Source organism: Bacillus toyonensis BCT-7112 (assembly GCF_000496285.1).
Taxonomy (GTDB): domain Bacteria; phylum Bacillota; class Bacilli; order Bacillales; family Bacillaceae_G; genus Bacillus_A; species Bacillus_A toyonensis.
The window spans coordinates 1,540,532-1,565,492 of sequence record NC_022781.1 but is presented as its reverse complement, the minus strand read 5'-3'; the positions used below and the strand labels follow the sequence as shown (position 1 = coordinate 1,565,492).

At 35.1% G+C, this 24,961-nt stretch carries 28 protein-coding genes and 2 other annotated features; of the genes, 17 read left to right on the top strand and 11 right to left on the bottom strand.

Features of this window, described 5'->3' with window-relative positions; genetic code table 11:
- Nucleotides 1-52 precede the first annotated feature (52 nt).
- Nucleotides 53-430 (top strand): hotdog family protein, encoded by a 378-nt coding sequence (locus BTOYO_RS08075; RefSeq protein ID WP_000025016.1) that lies wholly within the window; start codon nt 53-55, stop codon nt 428-430.
- 38 nt (nt 431-468) lie between these two features.
- Here BTOYO_RS08075 and BTOYO_RS08070 read toward each other — a convergent pair whose 3' ends face one another.
- Entirely contained in the window at nt 469-1,014 is a 546-nt protein-coding gene (locus tag BTOYO_RS08070; RefSeq protein WP_001020691.1) for a helix-turn-helix domain-containing protein, read from the bottom strand.
- Between the two features lie 156 nt (nt 1,015-1,170).
- Between BTOYO_RS08070 and BTOYO_RS08065 the strand changes: the two genes are divergently transcribed.
- Nucleotides 1,171-1,575, top strand: coding sequence for a DoxX family protein (locus BTOYO_RS08065; protein WP_001071553.1), 405 nt, complete (start codon nt 1,171-1,173; stop codon nt 1,573-1,575).
- 22 nt (nt 1,576-1,597) lie between these two features.
- On the top strand, nt 1,598-2,455 hold the full coding sequence (locus BTOYO_RS08060) for a VOC family protein (RefSeq protein WP_000009834.1): 858 nt from the start codon (nt 1,598-1,600) through the stop codon (nt 2,453-2,455).
- 16 nt (nt 2,456-2,471) lie between these two features.
- On the opposite strand, the gene BTOYO_RS08055 is transcribed toward BTOYO_RS08060, so the two are convergent.
- The 3 genes from BTOYO_RS08055 to BTOYO_RS08045 all read right to left on the bottom strand — a co-directional run bounded on the left by BTOYO_RS08055 (nt 2,472) and on the right by BTOYO_RS08045 (nt 8,009).
- Nucleotides 2,472-2,786, bottom strand: coding sequence for a 4a-hydroxytetrahydrobiopterin dehydratase (locus BTOYO_RS08055; protein WP_000979552.1), 315 nt, complete (start codon nt 2,784-2,786; stop codon nt 2,472-2,474).
- Entirely contained in the window at nt 2,767-4,521 is a 1,755-nt protein-coding gene (locus BTOYO_RS08050; protein ID WP_000162268.1) for an aromatic amino acid hydroxylase, read from the bottom strand. The genes BTOYO_RS08055 and BTOYO_RS08050 overlap by 20 nt, the downstream gene beginning before the upstream one ends.
- A 161-nt stretch (nt 4,522-4,682) precedes the next feature.
- Nucleotides 4,683-4,910: a binding site (T-box leader), on the bottom strand.
- A gap of 51 nt (nt 4,911-4,961) precedes the next feature.
- Nucleotides 4,962-5,191 (bottom strand) — a binding site (T-box leader).
- A gap of 70 nt (nt 5,192-5,261) precedes the next feature.
- Nucleotides 5,262-8,009 (bottom strand): S8 family serine peptidase, encoded by a 2,748-nt coding sequence (locus tag BTOYO_RS08045; RefSeq protein ID WP_000754141.1) that lies wholly within the window; start codon nt 8,007-8,009, stop codon nt 5,262-5,264.
- 228 nt (nt 8,010-8,237) lie between these two features.
- Between BTOYO_RS08045 and BTOYO_RS08040 the strand changes: the two genes are divergently transcribed.
- Nucleotides 8,238-9,476: a TolB family protein gene (locus BTOYO_RS08040; RefSeq protein ID WP_000819444.1), complete on the top strand. Its 1,239-nt coding sequence runs from the start codon at nt 8,238-8,240 to the stop codon at nt 9,474-9,476.
- Between the two features lie 41 nt (nt 9,477-9,517).
- On the opposite strand, the gene BTOYO_RS08035 is transcribed toward BTOYO_RS08040, so the two are convergent.
- Together BTOYO_RS08035 and BTOYO_RS08030 are read right to left on the bottom strand one after the other, a co-directional pair.
- A complete protein-coding gene (locus tag BTOYO_RS08035) occupies nt 9,518-9,640 on the bottom strand; it encodes a DUF4023 domain-containing protein (RefSeq protein WP_000071861.1) in 123 nt (40 codons plus the stop codon).
- Nucleotides 9,641-9,710: 70 nt separating this feature from the next.
- Nucleotides 9,711-10,049, bottom strand: a complete 339-nt coding sequence (locus tag BTOYO_RS08030; protein ID WP_000871278.1) for a hypothetical protein — start codon at nt 10,047-10,049, stop codon at nt 9,711-9,713.
- A gap of 169 nt (nt 10,050-10,218) precedes the next feature.
- On the opposite strand from BTOYO_RS08030, the gene BTOYO_RS08025 reads away from it, so the two are divergent.
- From BTOYO_RS08025 to BTOYO_RS08015, 3 genes are all read left to right on the top strand, one after another.
- A complete protein-coding gene (locus tag BTOYO_RS08025) occupies nt 10,219-10,821 on the top strand; it encodes a histidine phosphatase family protein (RefSeq protein ID WP_000779723.1) in 603 nt (200 codons plus the stop codon).
- A gap of 18 nt (nt 10,822-10,839) precedes the next feature.
- Nucleotides 10,840-11,376, top strand: coding sequence for a hypothetical protein (locus tag BTOYO_RS08020; RefSeq protein WP_000935636.1), 537 nt, complete (start codon nt 10,840-10,842; stop codon nt 11,374-11,376).
- A 264-nt stretch (nt 11,377-11,640) separates the two neighbouring features.
- Nucleotides 11,641-12,141 (top strand): DoxX family protein, encoded by a 501-nt coding sequence (locus BTOYO_RS08015; protein WP_000236610.1) that lies wholly within the window; start codon nt 11,641-11,643, stop codon nt 12,139-12,141.
- Between the two features lie 41 nt (nt 12,142-12,182).
- On the opposite strand, the gene BTOYO_RS08010 is transcribed toward BTOYO_RS08015, so the two are convergent.
- Nucleotides 12,183-13,067, bottom strand: coding sequence for an alpha/beta fold hydrolase (locus tag BTOYO_RS08010; RefSeq protein WP_000808868.1), 885 nt, complete (start codon nt 13,065-13,067; stop codon nt 12,183-12,185).
- A 15-nt stretch (nt 13,068-13,082) separates the two neighbouring features.
- Entirely contained in the window at nt 13,083-13,916 is an 834-nt protein-coding gene (locus tag BTOYO_RS08005) for a GNAT family N-acetyltransferase (RefSeq protein ID WP_000706708.1), read from the bottom strand.
- Nucleotides 13,917-14,177: 261 nt separating this feature from the next.
- On the opposite strand from BTOYO_RS08005, the gene BTOYO_RS08000 reads away from it, so the two are divergent.
- Nucleotides 14,178-15,563: an alkaline phosphatase gene (locus tag BTOYO_RS08000; protein ID WP_000714919.1), complete on the top strand. Its 1,386-nt coding sequence runs from the start codon at nt 14,178-14,180 to the stop codon at nt 15,561-15,563.
- A gap of 54 nt (nt 15,564-15,617) precedes the next feature.
- Entirely contained in the window at nt 15,618-16,085 is a 468-nt protein-coding gene (locus tag BTOYO_RS07995; RefSeq protein ID WP_001210408.1) for a hypothetical protein, read from the top strand.
- Between the two features lie 28 nt (nt 16,086-16,113).
- On the opposite strand, the gene BTOYO_RS07990 is transcribed toward BTOYO_RS07995, so the two are convergent.
- The gene (locus BTOYO_RS07990; RefSeq protein WP_000456209.1) at nt 16,114-16,764 is read right to left on the bottom strand and encodes a GTP pyrophosphokinase; all 651 of its coding nucleotides are present in this window, start codon (nt 16,762-16,764) and stop codon (nt 16,114-16,116) included.
- 350 nt (nt 16,765-17,114) lie between these two features.
- Between BTOYO_RS07990 and BTOYO_RS07985 the strand changes: the two genes are divergently transcribed.
- The 3 genes from BTOYO_RS07985 to BTOYO_RS07975 all read left to right on the top strand — a co-directional run bounded on the left by BTOYO_RS07985 (nt 17,115) and on the right by BTOYO_RS07975 (nt 19,620).
- A complete protein-coding gene (locus tag BTOYO_RS07985; protein ID WP_000931468.1) occupies nt 17,115-17,741 on the top strand; it encodes a nitroreductase family protein in 627 nt (208 codons plus the stop codon).
- Between the two features lie 144 nt (nt 17,742-17,885).
- Nucleotides 17,886-18,035, top strand: a complete 150-nt coding sequence (rpmG, locus tag BTOYO_RS07980; RefSeq protein ID WP_001265617.1) for a 50S ribosomal protein L33 — start codon at nt 17,886-17,888, stop codon at nt 18,033-18,035.
- A gap of 88 nt (nt 18,036-18,123) precedes the next feature.
- A complete protein-coding gene (locus tag BTOYO_RS07975) occupies nt 18,124-19,620 on the top strand; it encodes a YcdB/YcdC domain-containing protein (protein ID WP_002039625.1) in 1,497 nt (498 codons plus the stop codon).
- A 43-nt stretch (nt 19,621-19,663) separates the two neighbouring features.
- Here the strand turns inward: BTOYO_RS07975 and BTOYO_RS07970 are convergent, their stop codons facing one another.
- Nucleotides 19,664-19,894, bottom strand: a complete 231-nt coding sequence (locus BTOYO_RS07970; RefSeq protein ID WP_000667452.1) for a hypothetical protein — start codon at nt 19,892-19,894, stop codon at nt 19,664-19,666.
- A 260-nt stretch (nt 19,895-20,154) separates the two neighbouring features.
- On the opposite strand from BTOYO_RS07970, the gene sigK reads away from it, so the two are divergent.
- Both sigK and BTOYO_RS07960 read left to right on the top strand, forming a co-directional pair.
- On the top strand, nt 20,155-20,868 hold the full coding sequence (gene sigK / locus BTOYO_RS07965) for an RNA polymerase sporulation sigma factor SigK (RefSeq protein ID WP_000051382.1): 714 nt from the start codon (nt 20,155-20,157) through the stop codon (nt 20,866-20,868).
- A 294-nt stretch (nt 20,869-21,162) separates the two neighbouring features.
- Complete coding sequence (locus BTOYO_RS07960; protein ID WP_001254986.1) at nt 21,163-21,951, top strand: phosphatidylserine decarboxylase; 789 nt, start codon at nt 21,163-21,165, stop codon at nt 21,949-21,951.
- A 139-nt stretch (nt 21,952-22,090) separates the two neighbouring features.
- On the opposite strand, the gene sda is transcribed toward BTOYO_RS07960, so the two are convergent.
- Complete coding sequence (gene sda / locus BTOYO_RS07955) at nt 22,091-22,246, bottom strand: sporulation histidine kinase inhibitor Sda (RefSeq protein WP_000850093.1); 156 nt, start codon at nt 22,244-22,246, stop codon at nt 22,091-22,093.
- Nucleotides 22,247-22,492: 246 nt separating this feature from the next.
- On the opposite strand from sda, the gene BTOYO_RS07950 reads away from it, so the two are divergent.
- The 3 genes from BTOYO_RS07950 to aroE are packed head-to-tail and all read left to right on the top strand — an operon-like array spanning nt 22,493 to nt 24,961.
- A complete protein-coding gene (locus tag BTOYO_RS07950) occupies nt 22,493-23,005 on the top strand; it encodes a YqeG family HAD IIIA-type phosphatase (protein WP_000765312.1) in 513 nt (170 codons plus the stop codon).
- Between the two features lie 3 nt (nt 23,006-23,008).
- Entirely contained in the window at nt 23,009-24,115 is a 1,107-nt protein-coding gene (gene yqeH, locus BTOYO_RS07945) for a ribosome biogenesis GTPase YqeH (protein ID WP_000140804.1), read from the top strand.
- A 15-nt stretch (nt 24,116-24,130) separates the two neighbouring features.
- Complete coding sequence (aroE, locus tag BTOYO_RS07940) at nt 24,131-24,961, top strand: shikimate dehydrogenase (RefSeq protein ID WP_000812080.1); 831 nt, start codon at nt 24,131-24,133, stop codon at nt 24,959-24,961.

Genomic DNA, 24,961 nt, shown 5'->3' with positions numbered 1-24,961 from the left:
TCATTTCATGATAAAATGAAAGAAAATTCAGTTTATTATTAGGGGGATAAAAATGAGTATAAAAGTTGGGGAAGTATTTAAATATGAAAGAAGATTTACTGAGGAAGAAGTTTTCGAATTTGCAAATATTACAGGTGATAAAGGGAGACATCATATGGAATATGATGAGAATGGCCGATTAATGGTTCATGGTTTATTGACTGCTAGCATTGGAACGAAAGTAGGCGAAGAGTTACATTACATAGCAAGAGAATTAGTAAGTGAGTTTATTAGACCAGTTTTTACAGGGGATACGATTACTTGTGAATTAACTTTAACAAATATAGAGCAAATGGAAGGGTATAAAAAAGTTTCAATCGAATCAGTTTATCGCAATCAACATGAAAAGACGGTGCTAGTTGGGACAAGTTACGGGATTATACGAGAATAAAAAAGAAGCCTGTTTGAAGCAGGCTTCTTTTTTATTGATTAGTAAACGCGTTTTCGATTCTCCGCATGACTAGAGATAAGTAATAGTGCGGATTCTTTTCCTACATTACGAACAATATGTGGAACGCATGCATTCCAAGAGAAAGAATCACCTTCTTCTACAATTGCAATATCTTCACCATGTTGAACTTCTAGCTTTCCGCGTAATACAAGATGACACTCTTCACCTTCATGGGCATTTGGTGAGTTTTCTTTCGGAAACCCGGCAGGAATTTCTACGAGATTCAGGCGAAGGCCACCTTGCTCCGCAACATGTTCAATTCTTTGCTCATCTTTGCCGTATACACTGTATTTTCGTTCTTCTTTTTTAACAATTTTCAATCGATCTTTTTGTTCTAACAATAAATAGGGAAGGGGAACGTTTAAAAAATTTGAGATCGTTTCTAACGTTGAGATAGATGGTGATGTTTTATTATTTTCAACCTGACTCATAAAGCCTTTAGAAAGACCTGTTCCTTCACAAATTTGTGCAATTGTTATGCCTCTACGTTGACGAATTTCACGTATTGCAGAACCAATATTCATAAAATCAAGCTCCTTTTTGTAAACAACTATTTGTATCATAGCAAAAAAAATATATTTTTTCCCAATGAAAATGAATTGACGAATAAAAAAAATTAGTGTATGTTTTGTAATGTGAATAAAAGTTTTGTATAAGAAAACTATAAAGGAGAGAAAGAAATGAATCAACATATTGGTAACTTAATTATTCGTATCGTGTTAGGGGTAACGTTCTTTATGCACGGTTTAACAAAATTCCAATCAGGAATTGACAATATTGCAGGATGGTTTACAAGCATTGGTTTACCAGGAGGACTGGCATACGGTGTAGCAACATTTGAATTAGTTGGAGGCCTATTATTAATTCTAGGTTTAGGTGTAAGATATATTGGATTATTATTTGCACTTGTTATGGTTGGGGCAATCGTAAAAGTGAAATGGTCAGCTGGTTTATTGGGAGATGGAAAAAATCCTGGTTTCGAATTAGAACTTGCATTATTAGCAATGGGTGCATACTTATTTGTTGCAAAAGCTGATGGTTTTGTAGATAATTTCTTAAAAGAAAAAATGTCAAAGAAGAACTAATTTAAATGGGGGGGCTAACAAGATGAGTTTTCAACTTCATCCCGATACAACACTTGATGTTGTTCATTTATACGTATCTAATGTAAAGAAATCACTAGAGTTTTATACGGAAGTACTAAGTATGAAGGTGCTAAAAGAAGAAGAAGCAGTCGTTACATTTGGGAATGAAAATGATGAACCACTTCTTATCATTGAAGAAAAGAAAGAAGCTTTTCCGAAGCAAAGAGCAAGAACAGGGTTATATCATTACGCAATTTTATTACCAAGTAGGCAGGATTTAGCGAATGTTCTTCGTCATCTTGTAGAGATGGTATATCCACTACATGGTGGAGCCGATCATTACTTTAGTGAAGCTCTTTATTTAGCTGATCCAGATGGAAACGGGATTGAAATTTATCATGATCGACAAAAAGAAGTTTGGCGTGATGAGAATGGAGAACTCCCATTTGTTAGTAACCCGTTAGCTGGTGAAGAATTATTACAGCAAGGAAGTACATGGAATGGATTTCCAGATGGTACTGTGATGGGGCATATTCATTTCCATGTAGCTGATTTAGAGGAAGCGAAACGTTTCTATGTTGATGGTCTTGGTTTTGAAATAACGATCCCAGCTCGTAATGGAGCGTTGTTCGTATCAGCAGGTGGTTATCATCATCATATCGGTTTAAATACGTGGCAAGGTGAAGGGGTACCACCGCAAATGCCAGGTTCTGTTGGTTTGAAATATTTCACAATTGTACTAGCGGATGAAAAACAAAAAGAGCAAGTATGTGAAAGCTTAAAAAATATTGGCAAAATTGCTACGTACAAAGATGGAATATTACAAGTCGAGGATCCATTTGGACATTGTATCCATTTCAAAATAAAAAGAGAAGCCTAAAAAGGCTTCTCTTTTTTTATTTTCTTATAATTGCATTTTCGTTTTGTAAAAATAGTTCATCAAATTGTTTTGCAAGCTCAAAATCTAGTTTCGTTAAACCTTTTGCATTCCAAGATGACAAAGTAATAATAACTGCTTTATACTGGATAAGGATAAATGGATGGTGATTATGTTCTTCTGATAGTTTGGCGGCTTCAGAGACAAATTCGACTCCTTTTAAGTAGTCGGAAAACATATATTTTCGTTCAATCCATTTCTCATCTTTTACCATCCATTTATCTACCTTCAATAACTCCTCGCGAACTTCTTCTTCAGTTAATCTTAGCATCATTTCTCACACCCTTTACTGGAAGTAACGTAAGACCATTGTTAATAAGGCGTGTTACAGCTTCGTCAGTTGTGAAAGTAGAAAGTTGATGTAGTAATGCTGCAGATGTTTCATGCCCTTTGTTATGCTCTAAAAGTAATTCTAATATTTCAAGGCGAAGCAGCCATTCTTTCGCATAAAATGTATTTAATACTTCTTGAATTGCTACTAATTGATCGATATGCGCGTCGTGTAAAATCCCCTCACTTCGAATATCTCGAACTGTTTGATACATACGTTCAAGTTCATTCAGTACAAGTGGAGCAGGAATTTCTTGAACTTCTTCATCCATTGGGAAAAATGCTGCTGCATCTGCGGCACCTGGGAATACTGAAGTGATTTGTGAGCCAACAGCCATATCAAATGCGCCCCATGAAGCATCAAATAGTAAACGATCTTTATAAGTAACTGTACAATCTATAAACGAGATAAGGGCAATTTTATTATCATTCTTTACAATATCAGTTACTGTTCCTTTTACATGAATGTCACTTGCAAAAGTAAAATCTGCGCTGTTTCCAATTGTAATGCCTAATGAATGTAACTTTTCTTCTGTACAATCTTCTAGTGCGATATTACCATTTAGTAATCCGATCGGTGTCCCGAATCCATCACTGTGTACAGAGGTAGAATGATTTGCCAACTGCTTATTATGAATTGCTAATGCAGTTGGAGAGCTTGTTCGCATGTAAATGACTTCGCCGGCATCATTTTTAATTGTTTCTGTAAATGTGCCCGTAATTTGTAATCCGCTACTTAACTCAGTTGTGGCATGATTTTCGGAGTGAATTGCTTTTTCTAATCCTTCTGTGCCACCTGTTTTGAATGCCATCGTTTCAGAGAACGTCTCAAGCGCCTCAGTTAACTCTTCAAATGATTGACAAACAAATAGCTGTGGTTGCATTTTTGTCACATCATAAGTTGTCCCTGTGCAAGCTTCAATTGAGAAAGGAACTTTTTCTACAGCATCTGTTAAGCAATGTTTGCTTTCGCCGACAGAGGAAAGAAGACCAGCACCGTAAATTTTTGGATCGTCAATATTTCCAATTAATCCGTACTCCACTGTCCACCAGAAAAGACGTGAAATTTGTTCAGCTTCTGATAAACCAGAAACTAAGTTTTGTTTTTCAATTACAGCATTTTCAGCAGCCTTAACTTCATCAGGAGTAGAAGTAGGGCTTTCTTTGACAATCGTTAATGTACGAACAGCTTCAAATGCATCATGTTCTTCTTTTGTAGAGAAAGCTTTTGCACCAATTTGTCCAAAACGTTTCACATATTTTGCATATGTAGGATCAAGTAAAATCGGTGCGTGTCCTGCTGCTTCGTGTACAATATCTGGAGCTGGTGTGTACTCGATATTTTCTACTTTACGAATATCTGTTGCAATTGGTAGTAATCCGTTCCCCTGAAAATCGAAAAATGCGACGCCAGGAATAAGGCCATCAATTGTTACAGCTCCCCAGCCGCTTGGTGCTAAGCATTCATTCATTTCTTCTACCTTTGGAATTGCATCTATATTAATACCAGATGATTGTAGTCCATTCACATAGGCTGGATGGGCAACGTCTTTTAAGAAGCTATGATTTTGTCTCATAATGTAACGCCACACAGCGTGATTCACCGGTGTGTATTGATCATAATGTTGTGTGGATACGAATGGTTTTAAATGCGATGGGATTTCTATTTTCTTTGTCATTTAGACATCCTCCTTGTTTTCTATAAAATTGAATATGAGTTTCGTATAGCTTATATCACCCCCTTTCAAATTGTAAGCGCTTATAAAATTTTATCATAAGATTCGGAATTATTTAACATTTGTTTCTTTGAGAAATAGAAAAAGCCCCTATCGGAACATCCGATAGGGGCGAAAGAATCGCGGTACCACCCTATTTGTAAGTGAAAATACACTTACATCTCAATTCATGATAACGGAAAAACTCCGTCTTTTCCTTCATGCATAAAAGCACTACGAAAAAGAAGCTCCAGAATTGTAATTCGTACTTATATATGTGCTAATTTCCACCGACCACTAGCTCTCTGTAACAGGGATATAATATACTACTGCGATTCTTTCAATGCGTATATATGAAGTTGTATAAAAGGGAAGGACGCAAAAAAGCCCCTATCGGAAAATCCGATAGGGACGATAAAAATCGCGGTACCACCCTAATTGTAAACATAAAAATTGTTTACCACTCACTTTAAGATAACGGAAAGATCCGTCTTCCTCTTCATGCACTATGTGCACTACGGGAAAGAAGCTCCAGAATTGTAATTCACGCTTGTATATGTACTGATTTACACCAACCATCAGTTCTCTAAGACAGGGATATAAGTCGCTACTAGTATTCCTTCAAAGCCGATATATAATTCGTTCAACTAAACTATGTTTCGTATTATAAAACTATTTTTAAAAGATTGTCAACAATAATTTAATTATTTCACTTCTAAATCAACATTCAAATTAGATGTATTTCCAGCGGCATCAGTTGCTACAATGTGAATTGTATTCTTTCCTTGCTGTAATTGACTACGATCGAAATAAATTTCGTAGTTTTTCTCCCAATGGTTCAGGAATGCATTTTCCCATGTACCATTCCCGTTAATTTCATACTGTATCGTGACAGGATGCCCTGGAGCAACCCATCCGGATTCTGTCATCCAATCTAACAGTATATCAGTTACTTTCCCTCTAATTATGAGATTTTCTTGATCAACTTCGTGTGTTAATTTAGGTGCAGTGCGGTCGACAAACACAGCCCCTGTTTGTTTCGTTTCTCCACCAGAATTAGAAGCAACAGCTTCAATTTGGTATAAGCCGTCAGGCAGAGGGGATCCACCAACTTTTGTACCATTCCATTTGAAAGATTTATAACCTGGTGTTTCATTTTTACCTTGATAAACGATACCTTGATAGGTTACTCGGTCTTTCGTAATTAAATTAGCGTGAAACGTTACATCCTCAACGGGTGTAACTAAATAGTAATTGATAAGGTTGTCATCTAGTATTTGGTCATTATTTGGACTGAAAGTAGAATTAACAATTTCAAGGCCATCAATACGTTTGTATTCTTTTGGATCAATGCTAAATGTAAATGGAATACGTATTTCTTCTGTCTTACCTTGTTCTTTTACATATACATTCCCTGTATATACACCTTGTGGCAAAGAACTATCCACAGTAATGGTAAAAGGTTTTTCTATGTTACTATTCGGTTTTACGCTCACAGAAGAAGCGAAAGAAGTTTGAACTTTCGTTTTTGTATCTAATAGTTCAATGCGAATTGAAAAGTTTTTCTTTTTGCTAGAAAGATTTTGTAATGTAATATTTTGTGTTAATTTTACTTTTCCGCTATTTGGTTTAATTAGACCGAAACTTACATTGTTTGGTGTAACTAATGCGTCCGCTTTTACTGCTTTTGGAATATTAATTAAGCCCGATCCTTGTGTCATAACAGGATATGTGTTTTCATTTACGTCTTTTAATGTTTCGGCTGTATTGGCAAGAGATGATTTTAATTGTTCTGTCGTCCAATCAGGATGCATTTGACGTAATAGAGCAACGGCTCCAGCTACTTGCGGCGCAGCCATACTTGTCCCATTGTGAGATTCATAGCCACCTCTTGGTACTGTACTTGTAATTTGTACGCCAGGTGCAACAACATCAGGCTTTATAAGCCAACTTCCTTGTGATGGTCCCCTTGAACTAAAATTACCAATAAGTTCTGTTTGTTTTGGTTGTCCAATTTTTATATTTTTCTTTCGTTTTGTAATTAAACTTTTCAACTCTTCGCCATTCGTATTGGATAGCTGCATAACAGGAAGAGCTACTTCTTCACGACCAAAATATTCTGGCATAATATTAATTTCTTTTTCGTTAGAAATTAGTAGCACGCCGAGAGCGCCAGCTTGTTTTGCTTGTTCTGCTTTTACTAACGTGCTCGAAGTCCCTTGTAAGACAAGCGCGAACTTACCTTTTACATCTTGTTTAGCGTAATCACTTGGATTACCGTATCCAACATATACAAGCTGGGCATCGTTTCCTACTTGGAAATCCGATTTTGATAACGGTAATCCTTGGTAAGATTTATTGGAACCAGCTACTTGGAATGTTGGAAATGGAATAGAAACTGTAGATGCTCCAACAGAGATGACACTACTTGCATTCCCAGGTGCATCTACAGACCAAGGTTTGGGTCCATCATTTCCATTTGATACGACCGCAGTAACACCAAGTTTCGCCGCACGTTCTAGCGTCATTGTTACAGGTTGATCGGGTACATTTAAATCTTGACCAAGAGATAGATTTAAAACATCGGCACCATCTTGAATAGCATGCTCAATACCTTGAATAATATCTTCGGTTGTACCAGTACCCCCATCATTCATGACACGGTAAGCAAGTATAGAGGCATTTGGAGCAATCCCTTTTATTTTTCCATTACCAGCGATAATTCCAGCAACATGAGTACCGTGTACGTTTCCGTCCATCGGATCATTATCTTCATCGACTGTATCATAGCCGCCGATATAATTTGCTTTTAAATCAGGGTGTGTATAGTCTACACCTGAATCGATAATAGCGACTTTCATTCCTTTTCCATCAAGTGGTTTGCCAGTCGGATCTTTTGAATTCCAAGCTTCAGGCGCACCAACTGTCGGTCCTCCAATATTTGGTGTTTCTTGATTAGCCGGACTTTTTGACGTTTCATGTAATTTGTATGTTAAGTTTGGATAAATTGCTTTTACTTCAGGTAAAGAAGCTAGAGCGGTAATTTGATCCCCTGGAATAGAGATAGAAAACCCAGAAAATAACGTACTATACGTTTCTTTTATCGTTGCTTTCGGTGCTTTTTCTTTTATTTTCTTAGTAGTATCTTCTTGTGCTTTTTTTAGTTGCGCATGATAAGACTGGGCATTATTATTTTGTAAATCTGGAGCATGTTGAATGTTACTTTGTGAAGCGAGTGGAGCATGTTGCAATTCTACAATGACAGATATTTCTTTTGATGTTTTTGTTTCAACATTTTGCGCAATTTTATTTTCTCCCCATTGTGTAATGTTTGCTTTTAACTGTGGACTAAATTGCTTCTCTTTTTGCAGTGATTCAGCATGGGCGCTTAAAGCTCCAAAACTGGAAAAGACGAGCGCCATACTCAGTAGTGTAGATGTAGTTTTTTTCATAGAAACGCCCCCTGATAAAAAGTGCTAATATTCCGAAAATTAATCTTACAAATTTATCTCAAATTACATAATCGGATGTTAGATAAACTATATTTTCGACATAATTCATACCAATCCTCTATGAATTTAAAATTTCTTGGGAAATTTTTTCTGATTATGTCGAATAGGTATTTTTTACATATTGTAGGTGGACATTGAGGAATGCTATGAGGGAAATGGAGGGGTATTATGAAACGGTTCATAGTAAGCGTTGGTACAATGTTAGTCTTATTTTTATGTTCAATCATTAATAGTAGCGCAGAAAATAATGAAGCGAAAATTGCTTTTATTCGTCATCATGACCTCTGGATTAAAGTTGAGGGGAAAGAGAAACAACTTACAAAAGGAGAGTATATAACAGGGCCAAAGTGGTCTCATGATGGAGAGTGGCTGGCATATGTAAAAGGAAAGAAAGAAGGTAGTCTTGAGTTATATCGGCTGAAAGATGGAAAGAAAGTTACGCCGTTTCACTCAGAAGCATCGAATTATCAATGGTCACCAACAGAAAATATAATTGCATTTATATTTACAGGTACATTAAATACATTTGATGTAGAAAAAAAGAATACAGATTTTGAAAATGTATCGGCAGGTGTAGGAGATTATGCATGGTATCCTGATGGAAAGAAGTTTTTTGTATCATCTGAAGCACATTTACTTCCAACAGGGTGGACAGGAGCCCAGCTATATGAAGTACAAAAAGATGCACATATGAATCCTCATAAAATGAAGCATTTGTATGCATTACCAAATGAACATGATGATTTCCTAGCATTAGTTGCAAGTGGCTTTCGGTGGTCGCCAGATCAAAAGTGGATTTCATTTTTAGCAGTACCGACAGCTTCATGGTCAGCTGATAGCAATACGCTTTGCTTAGTTCGTGCAGATGGTAGTCGTTTTGAAAAGGTAGATCAAATGTTATTAAACACACAATGGTTCAAATGGGCGCCAGCCAACAATATATTGGCCTATATTGAAGGAAGCGGGAGAGTTGCGTTAGAGAATAAACATTTAAAAGTAAAAGAATTGCCAGCACTTCAACAGAACACATTTACACCGAAAGGATATGTCGATTGGGATTTTACATGGAAGAATGATAACGTAATTATCGTTTCACGAGCAAAAGAGGCGGGGATAGAAACTCCACCAGAAAAAAGACCACTACCATCTTTATATGAAATCGATAGTACAAGCGACGAACAACATCGAATCACAAAGCCACCTCATAGGCAAGGAGATTATCATCCGCTCTTCATGAATAAGAGTAATCAATTAATATGGATACGTTCAGACCGTAAGAAAGCGGATGTATGGCTTGCTCATAAAGATGGAAAGCATGAAATGAAGTGGATTGAAAATATAGATGTACCAGAGTGGTATTATGAGAAATGGAATTGGGAAAATGTTATCTCGGTGAAAGAAGAATAAAAAACCTGCCTAAAAGATAATTTTAGGCAGGTTTTTTATTGTTATTTATGTGTTTTATTTGGCTTCTTTTTCGCTGGGTTTCCGTTCCCCTGACGTTTTCTATTTTGTTCATCTTTTGCTTGTTTTTCATGCAGTGTATCTAAAAAATCATTCGAGTTACTCATTTTTCTATCGCTCCTTTCATTTCGTCCTAATTACTATAACCATTTAGGAGGATAATCATGAGATAAAAAGTTAAGCGCTTAATTTTCTTCGGTAGTATATGTAAAAGATGCCATACGTAATAAATAGCATAAATAAAATTTGTAACTCTATATTTTCTTTTAAAATAGTTGCGATAGAAGATGGTAAGTAAGGTGATGTATTGTTTGTTTCTACACCTAACCATTTGTTTAAGAGGTTAATGGTACAAAACATAAAAACACCGGACCAGCTTGCAATAATTGCTTTCTGTTTAATTTTTGTTTCTCGTTCATCATCTGTAATCCAAGGATTAGCAGTTTTATCACTACTAAAAAATCCGTTTATATATCCCCATATAATCATTCCAATTAAGATGGTTATCCATTTCATATTTATAATTCCCCTCTTCCTTGTAAAAAGTATTTTACATATGCAATTGTAATATTTTCCTGTTATTTATGTCAAATACTTTTTACATATTGTTTTTTTATAGCAGGAATAATGAATGAGATAGGGAAGAAATTATGTTGAAGGATTTCATGGAGAGAGGAGGATGGGTATGAAACTCGTCTTTGTTCGGCACGGTGAAGGAGAACATACAAAGGATTTGCCGGCAAGTTTACAAATGTTGAATCCATCATTAACGGATGAGGGAAGGAATCAGGCTGGATTCATTCAATTCAATGTACCATTACAGAAAACAGATATATTAATCGCTAGCCCTACACTTAGAACTTTACAAACGGCGGCGATATGGAGTGAGAAAGTAGCTTGTCAAAAAATCGTTCATCCATATGCATCCCCACGTATTTTTCCTTATCGAGAAGGAGCGAAAACATTACCATGTGATCACATAGTAGATCAAGGAATAATAACAAATTTATTTCCACATTTTTCGATTGCGAAAAGTACAAATAAGCAGTTATGGACGGAAGGTATAAATACTATTTCAGAGAATCGTTTTCAGCAAATAGTAGATGAATTTCTTCTTTGGTGTTATGAGCTGGGGGCGGAAAGAATTTGCATTGTATCTCACGACGGGACAATTACAGCGTATCGGCAATATTTACAGAAAGTCGTTTTAACTAGATCTGATTTTTTGAAAGAAACGGGTATATATAAAATGGATGTATCCCTTAATAGTTTGATTGAGGAGATCTAATTATAGGATGGAGGGTGTATGTTGAATGTTGCACTAGTAGTTGGCTTTAATTCTGATTTAGAGGCACAATCAATCCGAGCATCGCTTGAATATTTTGGGGCAAGAGTTGTGACATATTGGATTGGTAGGCCGAATGATTTCGTGGAAATTCTTTCTGGAAAGAACTTATATAACGATATCAATTATGTTGTTTTTTGCTTTCATGGTGAGGAAGGAAAGTTTGTCATGGAAGAGTTAGGTGAAGATATTTACGAACAAGATGAACCGAGAGGGAACTTTGGAGCGAAAGAAATTTATAAATATGCAAAATTGCATAATACACATATTGTAAATAGTGGGTGCACGTTAGGGGAGGGGAAATTAGCAGAATCATTTTTATATAGTGGCGCGAAATCGTATATTGGGTCGATAGATTGCGTAGATGGGAATGCAGCGCTTATGTTTACAATACGCTTATTTTACAGTGTTATTAACCATGACAAAACGTTAGAAGAAGCCTTTCAAGAAGCGAGATTAATTGATGAAGAGACCGATACTTTTCGATTATATAAGTAGTGCGAGACGTGTTTATTTAAATATAGAATAAACACGTTTCACATTTAGCACACATTTTTTTTACAATTTTTTCAATGAAAATGATTATCACCTGTGGTATGATATGTTCAAGTTTTTATAGGTAATAAAAGTTACTATATAAACGTTAGTTTTTAATGTTTAATATGTATGACACAAATTATTCATAATTAACGTTTGAAAAATAAGTAACTAATGTTATTATATTATCTGTAACTGACTTAATTACACCTTTAGGAGGAAGATATGGTTATTCAATTTTTAAGAGAAAACAAAGCAGTTTCTTTTGTATTAGCAGTAATTCGAGTATATCTTGGTTACACATGGTTAATGGCTGGAATTGGTAAACTACAAGGAAAAGGATTCGATGCAACGGGTTATTTACAAGGTGCAATTGAAAAATCTAAAGGAGCACAACCGGCTGTTCAATCTTGGTGGGCATCATTTTTACAAGAATTTGCAATTCCAAATGTAGATTTGTTTAATACACTTGTAACATGGGGAGAAATTTTAGTTGGAATTGGTTTAATTGTAGGCTGTTTAACAAAAACAGCGGTCTTTTTTGGCCTTGTAATGAACTTTTCCTATATGTTTAGTGGGTCAATCGGTGTGAACCCTGAGATGGTTATCTTATCTATGTTTGTTCTTGTTTCCGGTATGAACGCTGGGAAATTTGGAATGGATGGTTTCATTATCCCGAAAGTATTGGGATCAAAAACTCAAAAACGTCAAAAGCAAGCTGCTTAATATATGAAAACGGGTATCTCAAAATGAGATACCCGTTTATGTTATTTTTCAAATTGGATCGGATTATTGTTAAAGAAGTCTTTTACATACCCTACAAATTCTTGTGGTTCTTGGCGAAATGGTGCGTGATAACCTTTTTCAATAATATGTAAAGTGCTGTTTGTTAAGAATTGGTGATACGTTTCTCCTTCTTTCCAAGAAACGCTACTATCATTTCTTCCCCATATAATTAAAGTTGGTTGTTTCATTTCATTTGCATTGATTTTAAGTCGTCTAGGCCATAACTTCATTTTATTATAATGCTCTTCATCATTACGCTTGAATTTCACTTTGCTCTCATCATAATCTGCAATTGAAGAAACGGCACTTAAATCAGTCGACAACTGTGGCTTTGGTGATCCTTGTTTATGAACGAATGTATGAGGGCCACCTGTAGCGTCAGTTAAAATAAGGTGGGTAACCGCTTCAGGGTATAAATATGTTAAATTAAGAGAAATTTCTCCACCCATCGAATGCCCTAATATTGCGAATGAATCATACCCTAGTTTTTTCATTAACTTATAATACAAATTTGCATGAGTTGGGAAAGAATAATAAAAATCCATCGGCTTAGATGAACGCCCGAATCCTAAAGCATCTACAGAAATAATCGTATGATCTTTTGCTAAATCGGAATAAATCTTTTGGAAACCATCTGATGATCCTCCAAATCCATGGATCATAAGTAAAGGTGGTTTTTCATTACCGATTTTTTTAAAGTAAATCGTTTGACCGTCTATTTCTACCATTTTTTCCTCGGTAGCTAGTTTTGCTGTAATTGTATTTTTAACTTGTTTTACTTGTTCTACTGGCTTTTCTGCTGCACTACATCCTACTAATAGTGTAAGAGTAAGACAACCTACCATAAAATAGCTAAACTGCTTCAATTAGTTGTCTCCTTTCTAACATAATGCTGTATCTATCACAGCAAATAGCATATTACGATTTCCAGGAAGTTGGCTACCATTTTTTATCATAAGAGGTGAAAGGAGCGTTTCTTGGAAATTGTCTGTTTGAAGAAAGTTACGAAATGTAAATTGTGAATGCGGGACATCAATTCGTACGATACCATGCCAACACTCACAAATCTTTTTTAATAATCGAATAGCATCTTCCTCTTGTTTTGCGATAAGTGGATTGATACATAAAATATTCCCTTTCTGTATACAGAAGGAAAAAGCTTCTATACAGTTATTTCTCTCAATTTTAAAAGAGTGTACAGCTCTTGGTAATAATAATGAGTAGAGTAGAGAGCGATTGGCACCAGTTACAATTTCATCGAGAGAGGTAATAGAGATAAGGTCTTTTTCTTTCACTTGTTGTGTTTGAACGGTATTCGTCTTAGTAGTTTGTTTTTCAAAACGATGTATCGTCGTTACTGTTTGAAATCCGCATGATGTGTATAAGGGCTCGCCAGCTTTTGTTGCAATAAGTGCAATTGGTTGTTTTGAGTGAGCGTGTTTCAAACAGCTATCTAGTAACATACGTCCAATTCCTCGTCCTTGAAAATGAGGATGAACGATTAACATGCCAATGGAAGAAAAGCTACTTGTAAAGGGAAATACACCTCCAGTTGCAATGAGTTTATTTTCATGAATATAACCTACAAGTGTGCCAATAGAGAGGTACATTTTGAATTGTTTTTTCATAAAGATTTCATCTTGTAACCATCCAACAGATTTGCAAAGATTGAGTAATTCAACAATGAAAGATTCATTTAGCTTTACTATTTTCATAAAAGTACACCACATTTCTATTTGTTTTCATAAAAATAGATTCGAAATGTAAAATAAGAGGTTTACGTTAAAGGGAATCCAACTTGTTTATATTTAGATTGTAAAGGGAACGATGCTTGATATGAAAAGACAAACTTATACAAATTATAACTTATATTTACATAAGTTAACAAAAAATTTACATATAACTAATTTTCCCTTAACAGTCTTCTATTAAATTTGATAGTGGGAAATGAATAACCTAATTAGGGGGACAAGAAAGTGAAAAAGTTTGTAAAAAAAGCATGGCCATTTGCAGTTGTGGCGTCGTTAGCAGTTACTTCGGTAGCAACATGGAATTTTACACGTTCTAGTGAGGTTAATGCAGATGAGAGCGGAAACAATGCAAAGATTAAAAATGTTATTGTGTTAATTGGAGATGGCATGGGTCCTTCATATATGACGGCTCATCGTTATATGAAGGATAATCCAAAAACATTCGAGATGGAATCTACAGAATTTGATAAGCATCTTGTAGGAACACAAAAAACATATCCGGAAGATGAACATGAAAATATTACAGACTCTGCATCAGCGGCAACAGCTATGTCAGCAGGGATTAAAACATATAATGCGGCAATTGCGGTTGATAATGATAAAGCAGAAGTGAAAACTGTTCTTGAACAAGCGAAAGAAAAAGGGAAATCAACGGGACTTGTTGCGACTTCTGAAATTACACATGCAACACCAGCTGCTTTCGGTGCTCATGATATTAGCCGTAAAAATATGGACGCAATTGCAAATGATTATTTTGATGAAAAAATTAAAGGGAAGCATAAAGTTGATGTTATGCTTGGCGGCGGTGTAAAGAACTTTGTTAGAAAAGATCGTAATCTTACAGAAGAGTTTAAGAAATCTGGTTATAGCTACGTAACAGATCGAGATCAATTGTTAAATGATAAAAATGATCAAATCCTTGGTTTATTTGCACCAGGCGGTTTAGATAAAATGATTGATCGCAATGAGAAAACACCTTCACTAGAAGAAATGACGAATGCAGCAATTGAACGTTTAAACAAAAACAAAGATGGTTTCTTCTTAATGGTTGAAGGAAGTCAAATCGACTGGGCTGGGCATGATAATGATATTGTCGGTGCAATGAGTGAAATGGAGGACTTTGAAAAAGCATTTAAAGCAGCGATTGAGTTTGCGAAAAAAGATAAAAATACGTTAGTCGTTGCAACCGCAGACCACGCTACAGGTGGATTATCTCTAGGTGCGAATGGTGAGTACAACTTTAAAGTAGATCCAATTAAAGCTGCAAAACGTACACCAGACTTTATGGCAAATGAGATTGCAAAAGGTGCAAATGTAGAAGAAACATTGAAAAAATATATCGATTTACAATTAACACCAGAAGAAATTAAAGCTGTAAATGATATAGCTCCATCAAAAGATGTAACGAAGATTGATAATGCGATTGAAGATATCTTCAATAAGCGTTCGGTTACAGGGTGGACAACAGGTGGACATACAGGTGAAGATGTAAACGTATATGCATTTGGACCAGGTAAATACTTATTCTCCGGTGTTCAAGAGAATACAAATATAGCGAAACGTGTCTTTGATATTGTTGGTGGTGGCGACCCGAATAAAGGAAGACGCTAATTATGAACGAAAGTGAGGCAAAATGCCTCACTTTTCTTTTTAGGAGATGGACAGATGAGATTTTTTTTACGGAATTTAAGTTTTCTTCTATTCTTTGTATTATTGCTAGTTGGATGTCAACCTCAAGAGAATAATATAGAACAAAAACCTACTACGAAAAAAATTGAAGAAAAAGTACAGATAACGAAAGAGGAAGAACAGTCTATTCAAGATGTTATTGAGGCATTTGTACGGACGACGAATGAACGAAAATTTGCTGAACATATGGAGTTATTTTCAAAGAAGCTACCTAGTGCCGAAGACTTAAAAACACAAAAAGAAGCAGCTTTTCAAAAAGGAAATAAAAAAATTGAATTGGAACATATAGATATGAAAGCTAGTAAAGCAGGATATATCATTGTTGAAACAAAGGAAAAAGAATTAGATGGGGAAATTGCTATTCAAAAGAAAGTACAGTATGCGCTTGGAAAAGAAGATGAGACCTGGAAGATCGAAGAGGTCCGCACGATAGAGAAGAAATAAAAAAGGTTCTCCTTGAAGAGAACCTTTTTTATAGTGGTAACAGAATTTGATTTGAGCATGCTTCAATGTCATCAATATCTTGGCGAATGGTTGCCATTTTATTATCAAGATCTTCAGCTTTCATTGCTGCATCATGTAGTTCATCTTTTAAATATTCAGGTATATTTCCTTCATATTTATAATAAAGTTTATGTTCTAAACTTGCCCAAAAGTCCATTGCAAGTGTACGTAACTGAATTTCTGCAAATACATCTTTTGTACCAGAATTTAGTGATAAGGGATACTTAATAATCATGTGTAAACTTTTATATCCGTTTCCTTTTGGGTTAGCGATATAATCTTTTACTTCTATGACTTCCATATCCTCACGCTTTTGAATTACTTCTTTTAAATGATAGATGTCTTCTACGAAGCAACATGTAATACGAATACCAATGATATCTTGCAAATTTGTTTGAGCATTTTCAATTGTTGGCAATAAGTTTTTTCGCTCTAGCTTTTTTATAATACTTTCAGGTTGTTTTAGTCTAGTTTTTATATGTTCAAACGGGTTGTAATCCTCTAAAAATTGAGCTTCCCGGTTCATAATTTCAAATTTTGTTTTTAACTCTTCTAAAGCAAATGTATACGGTAATACAAAAGCTTTCCAGTAGTTAACTGTTGATTGATTATATTCCATTTATATACACACCTTTTCCTATTTACAAGTGAGGTTGTTATTTATACTAAATACCAAATCATATAAGCGCAAGCAGCAAATGATGAGATCATAAAACGATATTTAGTTTTCATACTTTCAACTCCTTTCGAGTGAGATTCTATATGAGTAAACGTGATTGTTAATAAATTCACTATGTACAACTTCTATAGTAATAGATTCATGTGAATTTCGTATGAACTAATTGTTTCAGCTTTTTGTCTTTTTTTTGTAAATCATAATTATTATCTGTAATTTAAAGTGTTTTAATTTGATTTATTCATTTGTATAAATTAATGTATATTTAAATTTATAGTTATTAAGGAGGATATATGTTGAACTTTGAAGAATTGGCAACTGCTAGGCGTTCCGCAATGAAATTTATACAAGGCATAGAAATCCCTGATGAGGATTTTAAAAAAATATTTGAGTTAACAAAGCTTTCCCCCTCTTGTTATAATTTGCAACATGCACATTATGTCGTAATTCGTGATCAAGAGCGAAAAGAAAAATTAAAAGAATTAGCTTTCGGACAATATAAAGTAGCGAGTGCATCTGCTGTAGTGCTTGTTTGTGGTGATAAGAGAGCGTATCAAAATGTTGAAAATATTTATTTTGGTATGAAGGTTTTAAAAATGATTGATGAATGTGAATATGAAGATACAATTAGGCAAACGAAAGGGTTATATGAAAGAAAAGGAGAGCGCTTCATGGAAGAGGAAGCGATTAGAAATGCTTCGTTAAGCGCAATGACTTTTATGTACGCTGCTAAATATTACGGCTATGATACGTGTCCAATGATTGGTTTTGATGAAAAAGCAGTACAAAATGAGTTGAATATGCCAGGGCATATAGTACCTGTTTTAATGGTTACGATAGGGAAAAGTGATACCACTAAAATTCGTCCTAGAGGATATCGAAAGCCAATTAGCGAGTTCGTTACATACGAATCGTTTTAATCAAAATGATAGATTACTAAAAACAAAAGGGTTCTATTTAGAATCCTTTTGTTGTGTGATTGACAAATAGAATGAAGTTATATAATATATAAATCGTAATCATTACGTTTTAGTTGCAATCTTTGAAAGAGAGGAGAATTACATATGCGTGTAAATATTACATTAGCTTGTACGGAGTGCGGTGATCGTAATTACATTTCTAAAAAAAATAAACGAAACAATCCCGAGCGCATCGAACTAAAAAAATATTGTCCACGATTAAAGCGAGTAACGTTACATCGTGAAACGAAGTAAAAGACTAGAGATTTCTCTAGTCTTTTTTTATTAATAAGTTTTGGATTTGTTTGTTATAATTACCTTAAATTGTAACGCAGGGAGAGGTATGATGAATCAAAAAGATAAAGAAAGAAAAGAGCAAGTGGCTCATATGATTGACATTCCAGATGAATATAGGCTTGTTGTAGATGATCAAGAAGGTGTGGATGACCCATATCATCTAGTATGGTGGGAGCATAAAGAGGATGAGGAGAGAACGATACAAATTACGTTGAATAGACATACTGGTAATTTAATTGAATTTAGTATAGATGATGAAATTTATTTTTCGAGTGGTAAGGAAGCGATAGATGAGAATAAAGCAAGAGAGATTGCAAATGCATTCTTAAAAAAATATACAAAAGAAGGATATGAGTTTTATACATATATAACGGTTAAGGATGACAGGCGTGGGTGGAAAGAAGTAAATTATATGCAAGAAGTGAATGGCTACCCATTACGGAATGCAGGGTGTGTTGTGCGAGTTCATCCTTCAGGCAATGTTGTACATTTTCGTTATAATGGACAAAAAGCTATTGAGAAAAAACCGTTATGGCCAAGTGAAATTGTTGAGGAGAACGTCGTTTTAGAAAATCTGAAAGCTAGACAAGATATGAGACTTGTATTTGTAGATTTAACACATTCCTCATGTAAATATGAAAATGGTGAGGAAGTAAAAGGGTATCATCTCGTATATGAACCAGAACCTAGTCATGCGTTTATTGATGCAAGTACAGGTAAAGATTTGTTTGGAACAGATCATTATAAATTGCCTCTAACTGTAGCTGTTGAAAACCCGAAAAAAGGTATTCGACAAGATGATATATTCGATTTGTTTGATTGGGATAAAGAAAATTTTACAAAAGTTGCTGAGAAGGAAAATGATTATGAAATAAGGATGAAATTTGTTCCGAAAGAGGAATTACAGAAACAGAAAGAAGAAAAGAATCCATATTTAATGAATGAATTTTTTAAAAAGCATTTACCGATGTTAAAATATAATAATTTTGTTGGCATTATGATTGATAAATCTACCAATGAATTAACTGGTTTTATAAAACTGACAGACGATAATGAAGTAAAGCAAATACTGTCTAGAGAGGAATGCATACAAAAAGCACTTCAATTTTTGGAACAAGTTATTCCAGATGTCACACAATATCTACGCCTTTGGGAAGAACGTGAAGAAGCAGAAGATGGGATTGAAAGGTTTACCTTTTCCGTATATGTGAATGGTATTCCAGCAGAGTATAACCAATTTAGAGTCAATATCAATGCAGAAAATGGTGCTGTGATGCACTACTCCGGAGAGTCTAGCAAATTTATAAAAGAATTACTTACATATGAAACAACAATAAAAATAACAAAAGAAAAAGCGCTAGAAATATACAGAGGGGCCATGCGAGTGAATTTAGAATGGTTTTTAGAAAATGATGTAGAGGAAACGAACTACGTACTACTGTATAAACAAACAACGGATGAAAATCATAAAGAATCCTTCGATTGTAGTCGAGAAATTCGTTATATTGATGCGCATACTGGGGAGAAAATTTGGAGTGAATAAGGAAAAGGTCTTCGAGAGAAGACCTTTTTTTAGAAATAACGATTTATTCTTCGTATATATCGATTTTGTATAACCACTTTTGTACACTAGCAGGTGGTCCTTCTGTTCTCCACTTTGTTGTGCACATTCCACAGGAACAGTGAATTTTTCCTTTTGCAAAAATACCAGCTGTTTTAGGTGTATGTCCCCATGCATGTTTTACGATAATCATCTTTCGGCGCATCGTACGCTGACGTTGGTGCCTTGTATAAGCACGTGTTCTTTCAAATTTCATATTTGTATAATCCCTCCTTGTAGTACAAGTAGCTTGCAAGAGCGTACAAGGAGTTCATCTCTTACCAGCTACTTATGAACAAGAGGGTAATGAAATGTTTCATATTCCACTCTCCAATCTTTTGTTTAAGTATATGTAGCAAAGCTTTTTGAGACAAATATTATGCGTAAAAACATATTGGAATGATATCGTACAGACACAAACAACCTCACGCCCACATACACATAATAAAGACCACTATTTTGGCGGAGGTGAAAGGTTTGAGTCTATTCGCCGCAATTGGATATATGGTTCGAGAAGTGTTTGTCTTTGTTTCTTATGTGAAGAACAATGCGTTCCCGCAGCCGTTATCATCAGATGATGAGAGAAAGTACTTAGAGTTAATGGAGCAAGGTGATGCTCAAGCGAGAAATCTTTTAATTGAACATAATTTACGGCTTGTAGCTCATATCGTTAAAAAATTTGAAAACACAGGAGAAGATGCAGAAGATTTAATTTCAATTGGTACAATTGGGCTCATTAAAGCAATTGAGAGTTATTCAGCAGGGAAAGGAACAAAGCTTGCGACGTATGCAGCACGCTGTATTGAAAACGAAATTTTGATGCATTTACGTGTACTAAAGAAAACGAAAAAAGACGTTTCACTTCATGATCCGATCGGGCAAGATAAAGAGGGGAATGAAATATCGCTTATTGATATATTAAAATCTGAGTCTGAAGATGTAATTGATATGATTCAGCTTAGTATGGAGTTAGAAAAGATTAAAGAGTATATCGATATTTTAGACGAACGAGAGAAAGAAGTTATCGTAAAGCGCTTTGGACTTGGGCTTGATAAGGAGAAAACGCAGCGGGAGATTGCGAAGGCACTTGGTATTTCAAGGAGCTACGTATCAAGAATTGAAAAGCGTGCGTTAATGAAAATGTTCCATGAATTTGTAAGAGCAGAGAAAGAGAAAAAAGCGAAAGAATAATGTGCATTGCAAGCAGCCAAATTTTAAAATGGGCTGCTTTTCTTTTTGTAAATAAGGAAAGAAAACGAGTTGTATTAAGAAGAAATACATGTTCACTGTTGAAAATGACGGATTCTATCTGTAATATTAGAGGGTGCTAAACAATTTAAGAATAATACCATACTTAACTTAGTTTTCGATTTGCATAATGAACAGTTCTATATGATATGTGGGAATAAGAACCAGTTTTACATATGATATAGAAAGAAAATAAGGGAAAACTAAAGTTATAGACTGGTTAGGAGGTTTCGCAATTTGCGACGTACATTATATCGACTTATGATAGAACTTACAAATGGTCGCTTTACTTCTTATATATTACGTAAATTTGCACAATCTCGTTTGAGCTCCATCATAATTCCATCATATGCGAAAGTTTTTCAAATTAATCAAGATGAGATGGAAAAGGGTTTGAAGGAATATAGAACATTGCATGACTTATTTACGCGTAGGCTAAAAGAAGGGAAGCGTAGTATTGATACAGATACATCGAGTATCGTTAGCCCTGTTGATGGTGTTTTTGCTGACCACGGTCCTATTGAGGATACAAAAACATTTGATATTAAAGGTAAGCGTTATTCAATTGTGGATATGCTAGGTAATGAAGAACGTGCAAAGCGATATGCAGGCGGTACATACATGGTCATTTATTTGAGTCCAAGTCATTATCATCGCATTCATAGTCCACTTTCTGGGGCTGTGACTGAAAGATTTGTACTCGGTAGAAAATCATATCCGGTAAATGCAGCTGGTATGGAATACGGTAAAGAACCACTGTCAAAAAATTATCGTTCTGTTACAGAAGTGAATAGTGACGGCGAACATATGGCACTTGTAAAAGTAGGGGCTATGTTTGTTAATAGTATTGAGCTTTTGCATGAAAGAAGTACTGTTCAAAAAGGTGAAGAAATGGCATACTTTACATTTGGTTCAACAGTTGTATTATTGTTTGAAAAAGATATGATAGAAGTAGTGCAGAATTTGAAGAGCGGACAAGAACTTCGTCTCGGTGAAAAAATTGCTACTCGATTAACTCACAAGTAAAGAGAAGATTTTATAATCGTAAATAAGAGTTATGGACAAAGATGCTTAATGATGAAATCCCCCTAGATGGGAGTACTTGTTTATTCGAGAGCCATCGTAGGATGGCTCTTTTTACAGGTTATTAGTAATCTATATGTACTCAAGAAGATTTGGCAAGCTTGTCCTCTAATGAGCGTCTAATAATTTCTTGTTTTATAAGTAAAATGAAGTCGGGATTTAATTTTAGTTCTTTTGCTTTATAATAAGACTCAGTGAGTAACTCAGTAGATAACTGTTCCATATGTTTTGTTTTCAAGGTGAGTCACCTCCTAATAATATAAGGATTGATTCGTTGTTGCATTTAATGTACCAAAAAAATATGACAGTCACAAACAAGTGGTTATCCACATACCACAGTGGATAAATTGTGTATAGATTGTTAGTAAATTCCAAATTGACTGAAAAATTAATGTGGAAAGTGTGTACAATTTTATCCACAGGTTGTATATCGAAAAATGTTGTCGAAAAATTTTATGAAAAATCCTCAAAGAGGTGAAAGAAATTGAAATTATTTTTACCAAATGAATATGTGAAAAATGTATATCATGTTCAACCAGAAGATTTGAAAAAACGTGGAATTAAAGGAGTTATTACTGATTTAGATAACACGTTAATTGAATGGGATCGTCCAAATGCAACGCCGCAACTTGAAGAGTGGTTTTTAAAAATGAAAGAGCAAGGCATTCAAGTAACGGTCGTTTCGAATAATAATGAGCAACGTGTGAAAGACTTTGCTGATCCATTAAATATTCCATTTATTCATAGTGCACGTAAACCATTTGTTCGTGCATTTAAGCGTGCGATACAAGAGATGCACCTGCAGCCGGATGAAGTTGTAGTAATTGGGGATCAGTTGCTTACAGATGTGCTTGGTGGAAATCGTGTAGGACTTCATACAATCTTAGTTGTGCCAGTAGCGCAAACTGATGGATTGGTGACTCGCTTTAATCGGAAAATTGAACGAAGAATTATGAAAAATATGAAGAAAAAAGGTTTAATTAACTGGGAGGAATAAAGTTTGACTGAAACAATTAAATGTATTGGTTGCGGTGTAGAAATTCAAACAGAAAATAAAAATGAAGTTGGGTATGCGCCTGCCTCATCTTTAGAAAAAGAGCAAGTGATTTGTCAACGCTGTTTTCGCTTGAAACATTACAATGAAATTCAAGATGTATCGCTAACAGATGATGACTTCCTACGCATTCTAAATGGAATTGGAAGGTCAGATGCATTAGTAGTCAAGATTGTAGATATTTTTGATTTTAATGGTAGCTGGTTACCTGGCTTACATCGTTTTGTAGGAAATAATAAAGTATTACTTGTAGGAAATAAGGTGGATTTAATTCCTAAGTCAGTAAAACATGATAAAGTAAAGCATTGGATGCGCTATAGTGCAAAGCAGTTAGGATTAAAGCCAGAGGATGTCTTTTTAATTAGTGCAGCGAAGGGACAAGGGATTGCTGAATTAGCGGATGCTATTGAGTATTATCGCGACGGCAAAGATGTTTACGTTGTTGGATGTACGAATGTAGGAAAATCTACATTTATTAATCGTATGATTAAAGAATTTAGTGATGAGACTGAAAATGTAATTACAACATCTCATTTCCCAGGAACAACACTTGACTTAATTGATATTCCATTAGACGAAGAATCTTCTTTATATGATACGCCAGGTATTATTAACCACCATCAAATGGCTCATTATGTTGGAAAGGAAAGCTTAAAGCTTATTACACCAACAAAAGAAATTAAGCCGATGGTATTCCAATTAAATGAGGAACAAACATTATTCTTTAGTGGATTGGCACGCTTTGATTATGTAAGTGGTGGTCGTCGTGCGTTTACTTGTCACTTCTCAAATCGTTTAACAATTCATCGTACAAAGCTTGAGAAAGCAGATGAATTGTATAAAAATCATGCCGGAGATTTACTAAGCCCGCCAACACCAGAAGAATTAGAAAATATGCCTGAGCTGGTGAAATACGAGTTTAATATTCGTGAACCGAAAACGGACGTTGTATTCTCTGGATTAGGATGGGTTACTGTAAACGAATCAGGAGCAAAAATTGTTGCTCACGTACCAAAAGGAGTAAGTGTTTCATTGCGTAAATCTTTAATTTAATATGGAGAGGGATTTATGAAACAATTATATGGTGTAATCGGAAATCCAATTGGACATTCATTATCGCCCGTTATGCATAACGATGCATTTGAACACTTGAATATGGATGCCCATTATCATGCGTTTCTTGTAGAAGAAGGGCTAGGGGAAGCAGTAAGAGGTTTAAAAGCGTTAGGTATTTCAGGATTTAATGTAACAACTCCGCACAAAGTTGCTATTATGGATTATTTGGATGAGATTGACCCACTAGCAAGGCAAATTGGTGCAGTAAATACAGTGGTTCATAAGGATGGAAAATTAATTGGCTACAATACAGATGGAATCGGTTTTGTCCGAGCCTTACAGTCAATTAGTAGTGAACCACTTCAAGAGAAACGTATTTTATTACTTGGCGCTGGTGGTGCTAGCCGAGCTATTTATTTTTCTCTTGCTGATGTAGGTGTGAAAGAAATTGATGTAGCAAATCGTACAGTCGATAAGGCGAAAGAACTTATTGCTGCATGTGCGGCTGATGTTCATTCTGTTGCTTTATCGTTAGAAAAAGCGACAGAAGAACAAGGGAATTATGATATTATCATTCAGACGACAACAAGAGGTATGCATCCGCATGTCGAACATACGCCATTACAAATTTGTTCGTTAAAAGAAGCAACAATTGTATCAGATATAATTTATAATCCATTTGAAACGAAAATTTTATGTGAGGCAAAAGAGCAAGGTGCAATCATTCAAAATGGTATTGATATGTTTGTTTATCAAGGGGCACTTGCATTTGAAATGTGGACAGGACGCGTGCCAAATATTGATAGAATGAAACAATTAGTAATGAGAAAGCTTGGAGGCTAA

Coding starts and splice junctions, on each gene's coding strand:
- BTOYO_RS08075 (WP_000025016.1), top strand. CDS start 53: ATGAGTATAAAAGTTGGGGAAGTATTTAAATATGAAAGAAGATTTACT.
- BTOYO_RS08070 (WP_001020691.1), bottom strand. CDS start 1,014: ATGAATATTGGTTCTGCAATACGTGAAATTCGTCAACGTAGAGGCATA.
- BTOYO_RS08065 (WP_001071553.1), top strand. CDS start 1,171: ATGAATCAACATATTGGTAACTTAATTATTCGTATCGTGTTAGGGGTA.
- BTOYO_RS08060 (WP_000009834.1), top strand. CDS start 1,598: ATGAGTTTTCAACTTCATCCCGATACAACACTTGATGTTGTTCATTTA.
- BTOYO_RS08055 (WP_000979552.1), bottom strand. CDS start 2,786: ATGATGCTAAGATTAACTGAAGAAGAAGTTCGCGAGGAGTTATTGAAG.
- BTOYO_RS08050 (WP_000162268.1), bottom strand. CDS start 4,521: ATGACAAAGAAAATAGAAATCCCATCGCATTTAAAACCATTCGTATCC.
- BTOYO_RS08045 (WP_000754141.1), bottom strand. CDS start 8,009: ATGAAAAAAACTACATCTACACTACTGAGTATGGCGCTCGTCTTTTCC.
- BTOYO_RS08040 (WP_000819444.1), top strand. CDS start 8,238: ATGAAACGGTTCATAGTAAGCGTTGGTACAATGTTAGTCTTATTTTTA.
- BTOYO_RS08035 (WP_000071861.1), bottom strand. CDS start 9,640: ATGAGTAACTCGAATGATTTTTTAGATACACTGCATGAAAAACAAGCA.
- BTOYO_RS08030 (WP_000871278.1), bottom strand. CDS start 10,049: ATGAAATGGATAACCATCTTAATTGGAATGATTATATGGGGATATATA.
- BTOYO_RS08025 (WP_000779723.1), top strand. CDS start 10,219: ATGAAACTCGTCTTTGTTCGGCACGGTGAAGGAGAACATACAAAGGAT.
- BTOYO_RS08020 (WP_000935636.1), top strand. CDS start 10,840: ATGTTGAATGTTGCACTAGTAGTTGGCTTTAATTCTGATTTAGAGGCA.
- BTOYO_RS08015 (WP_000236610.1), top strand. CDS start 11,641: ATGGTTATTCAATTTTTAAGAGAAAACAAAGCAGTTTCTTTTGTATTA.
- BTOYO_RS08005 (WP_000706708.1), bottom strand. CDS start 13,916: ATGAAAATAGTAAAGCTAAATGAATCTTTCATTGTTGAATTACTCAAT.
- BTOYO_RS07995 (WP_001210408.1), top strand. CDS start 15,618: ATGAGATTTTTTTTACGGAATTTAAGTTTTCTTCTATTCTTTGTATTA.
- BTOYO_RS07990 (WP_000456209.1), bottom strand. CDS start 16,764: ATGGAATATAATCAATCAACAGTTAACTACTGGAAAGCTTTTGTATTA.
- BTOYO_RS07985 (WP_000931468.1), top strand. CDS start 17,115: ATGTTGAACTTTGAAGAATTGGCAACTGCTAGGCGTTCCGCAATGAAA.
- rpmG (WP_001265617.1), top strand. CDS start 17,886: ATGCGTGTAAATATTACATTAGCTTGTACGGAGTGCGGTGATCGTAAT.
- BTOYO_RS07975 (WP_002039625.1), top strand. CDS start 18,124: ATGATGAATCAAAAAGATAAAGAAAGAAAAGAGCAAGTGGCTCATATG.
- BTOYO_RS07970 (WP_000667452.1), bottom strand. CDS start 19,894: ATGAAATTTGAAAGAACACGTGCTTATACAAGGCACCAACGTCAGCGT.
- aroE (WP_000812080.1), top strand. CDS start 24,131: ATGAAACAATTATATGGTGTAATCGGAAATCCAATTGGACATTCATTA.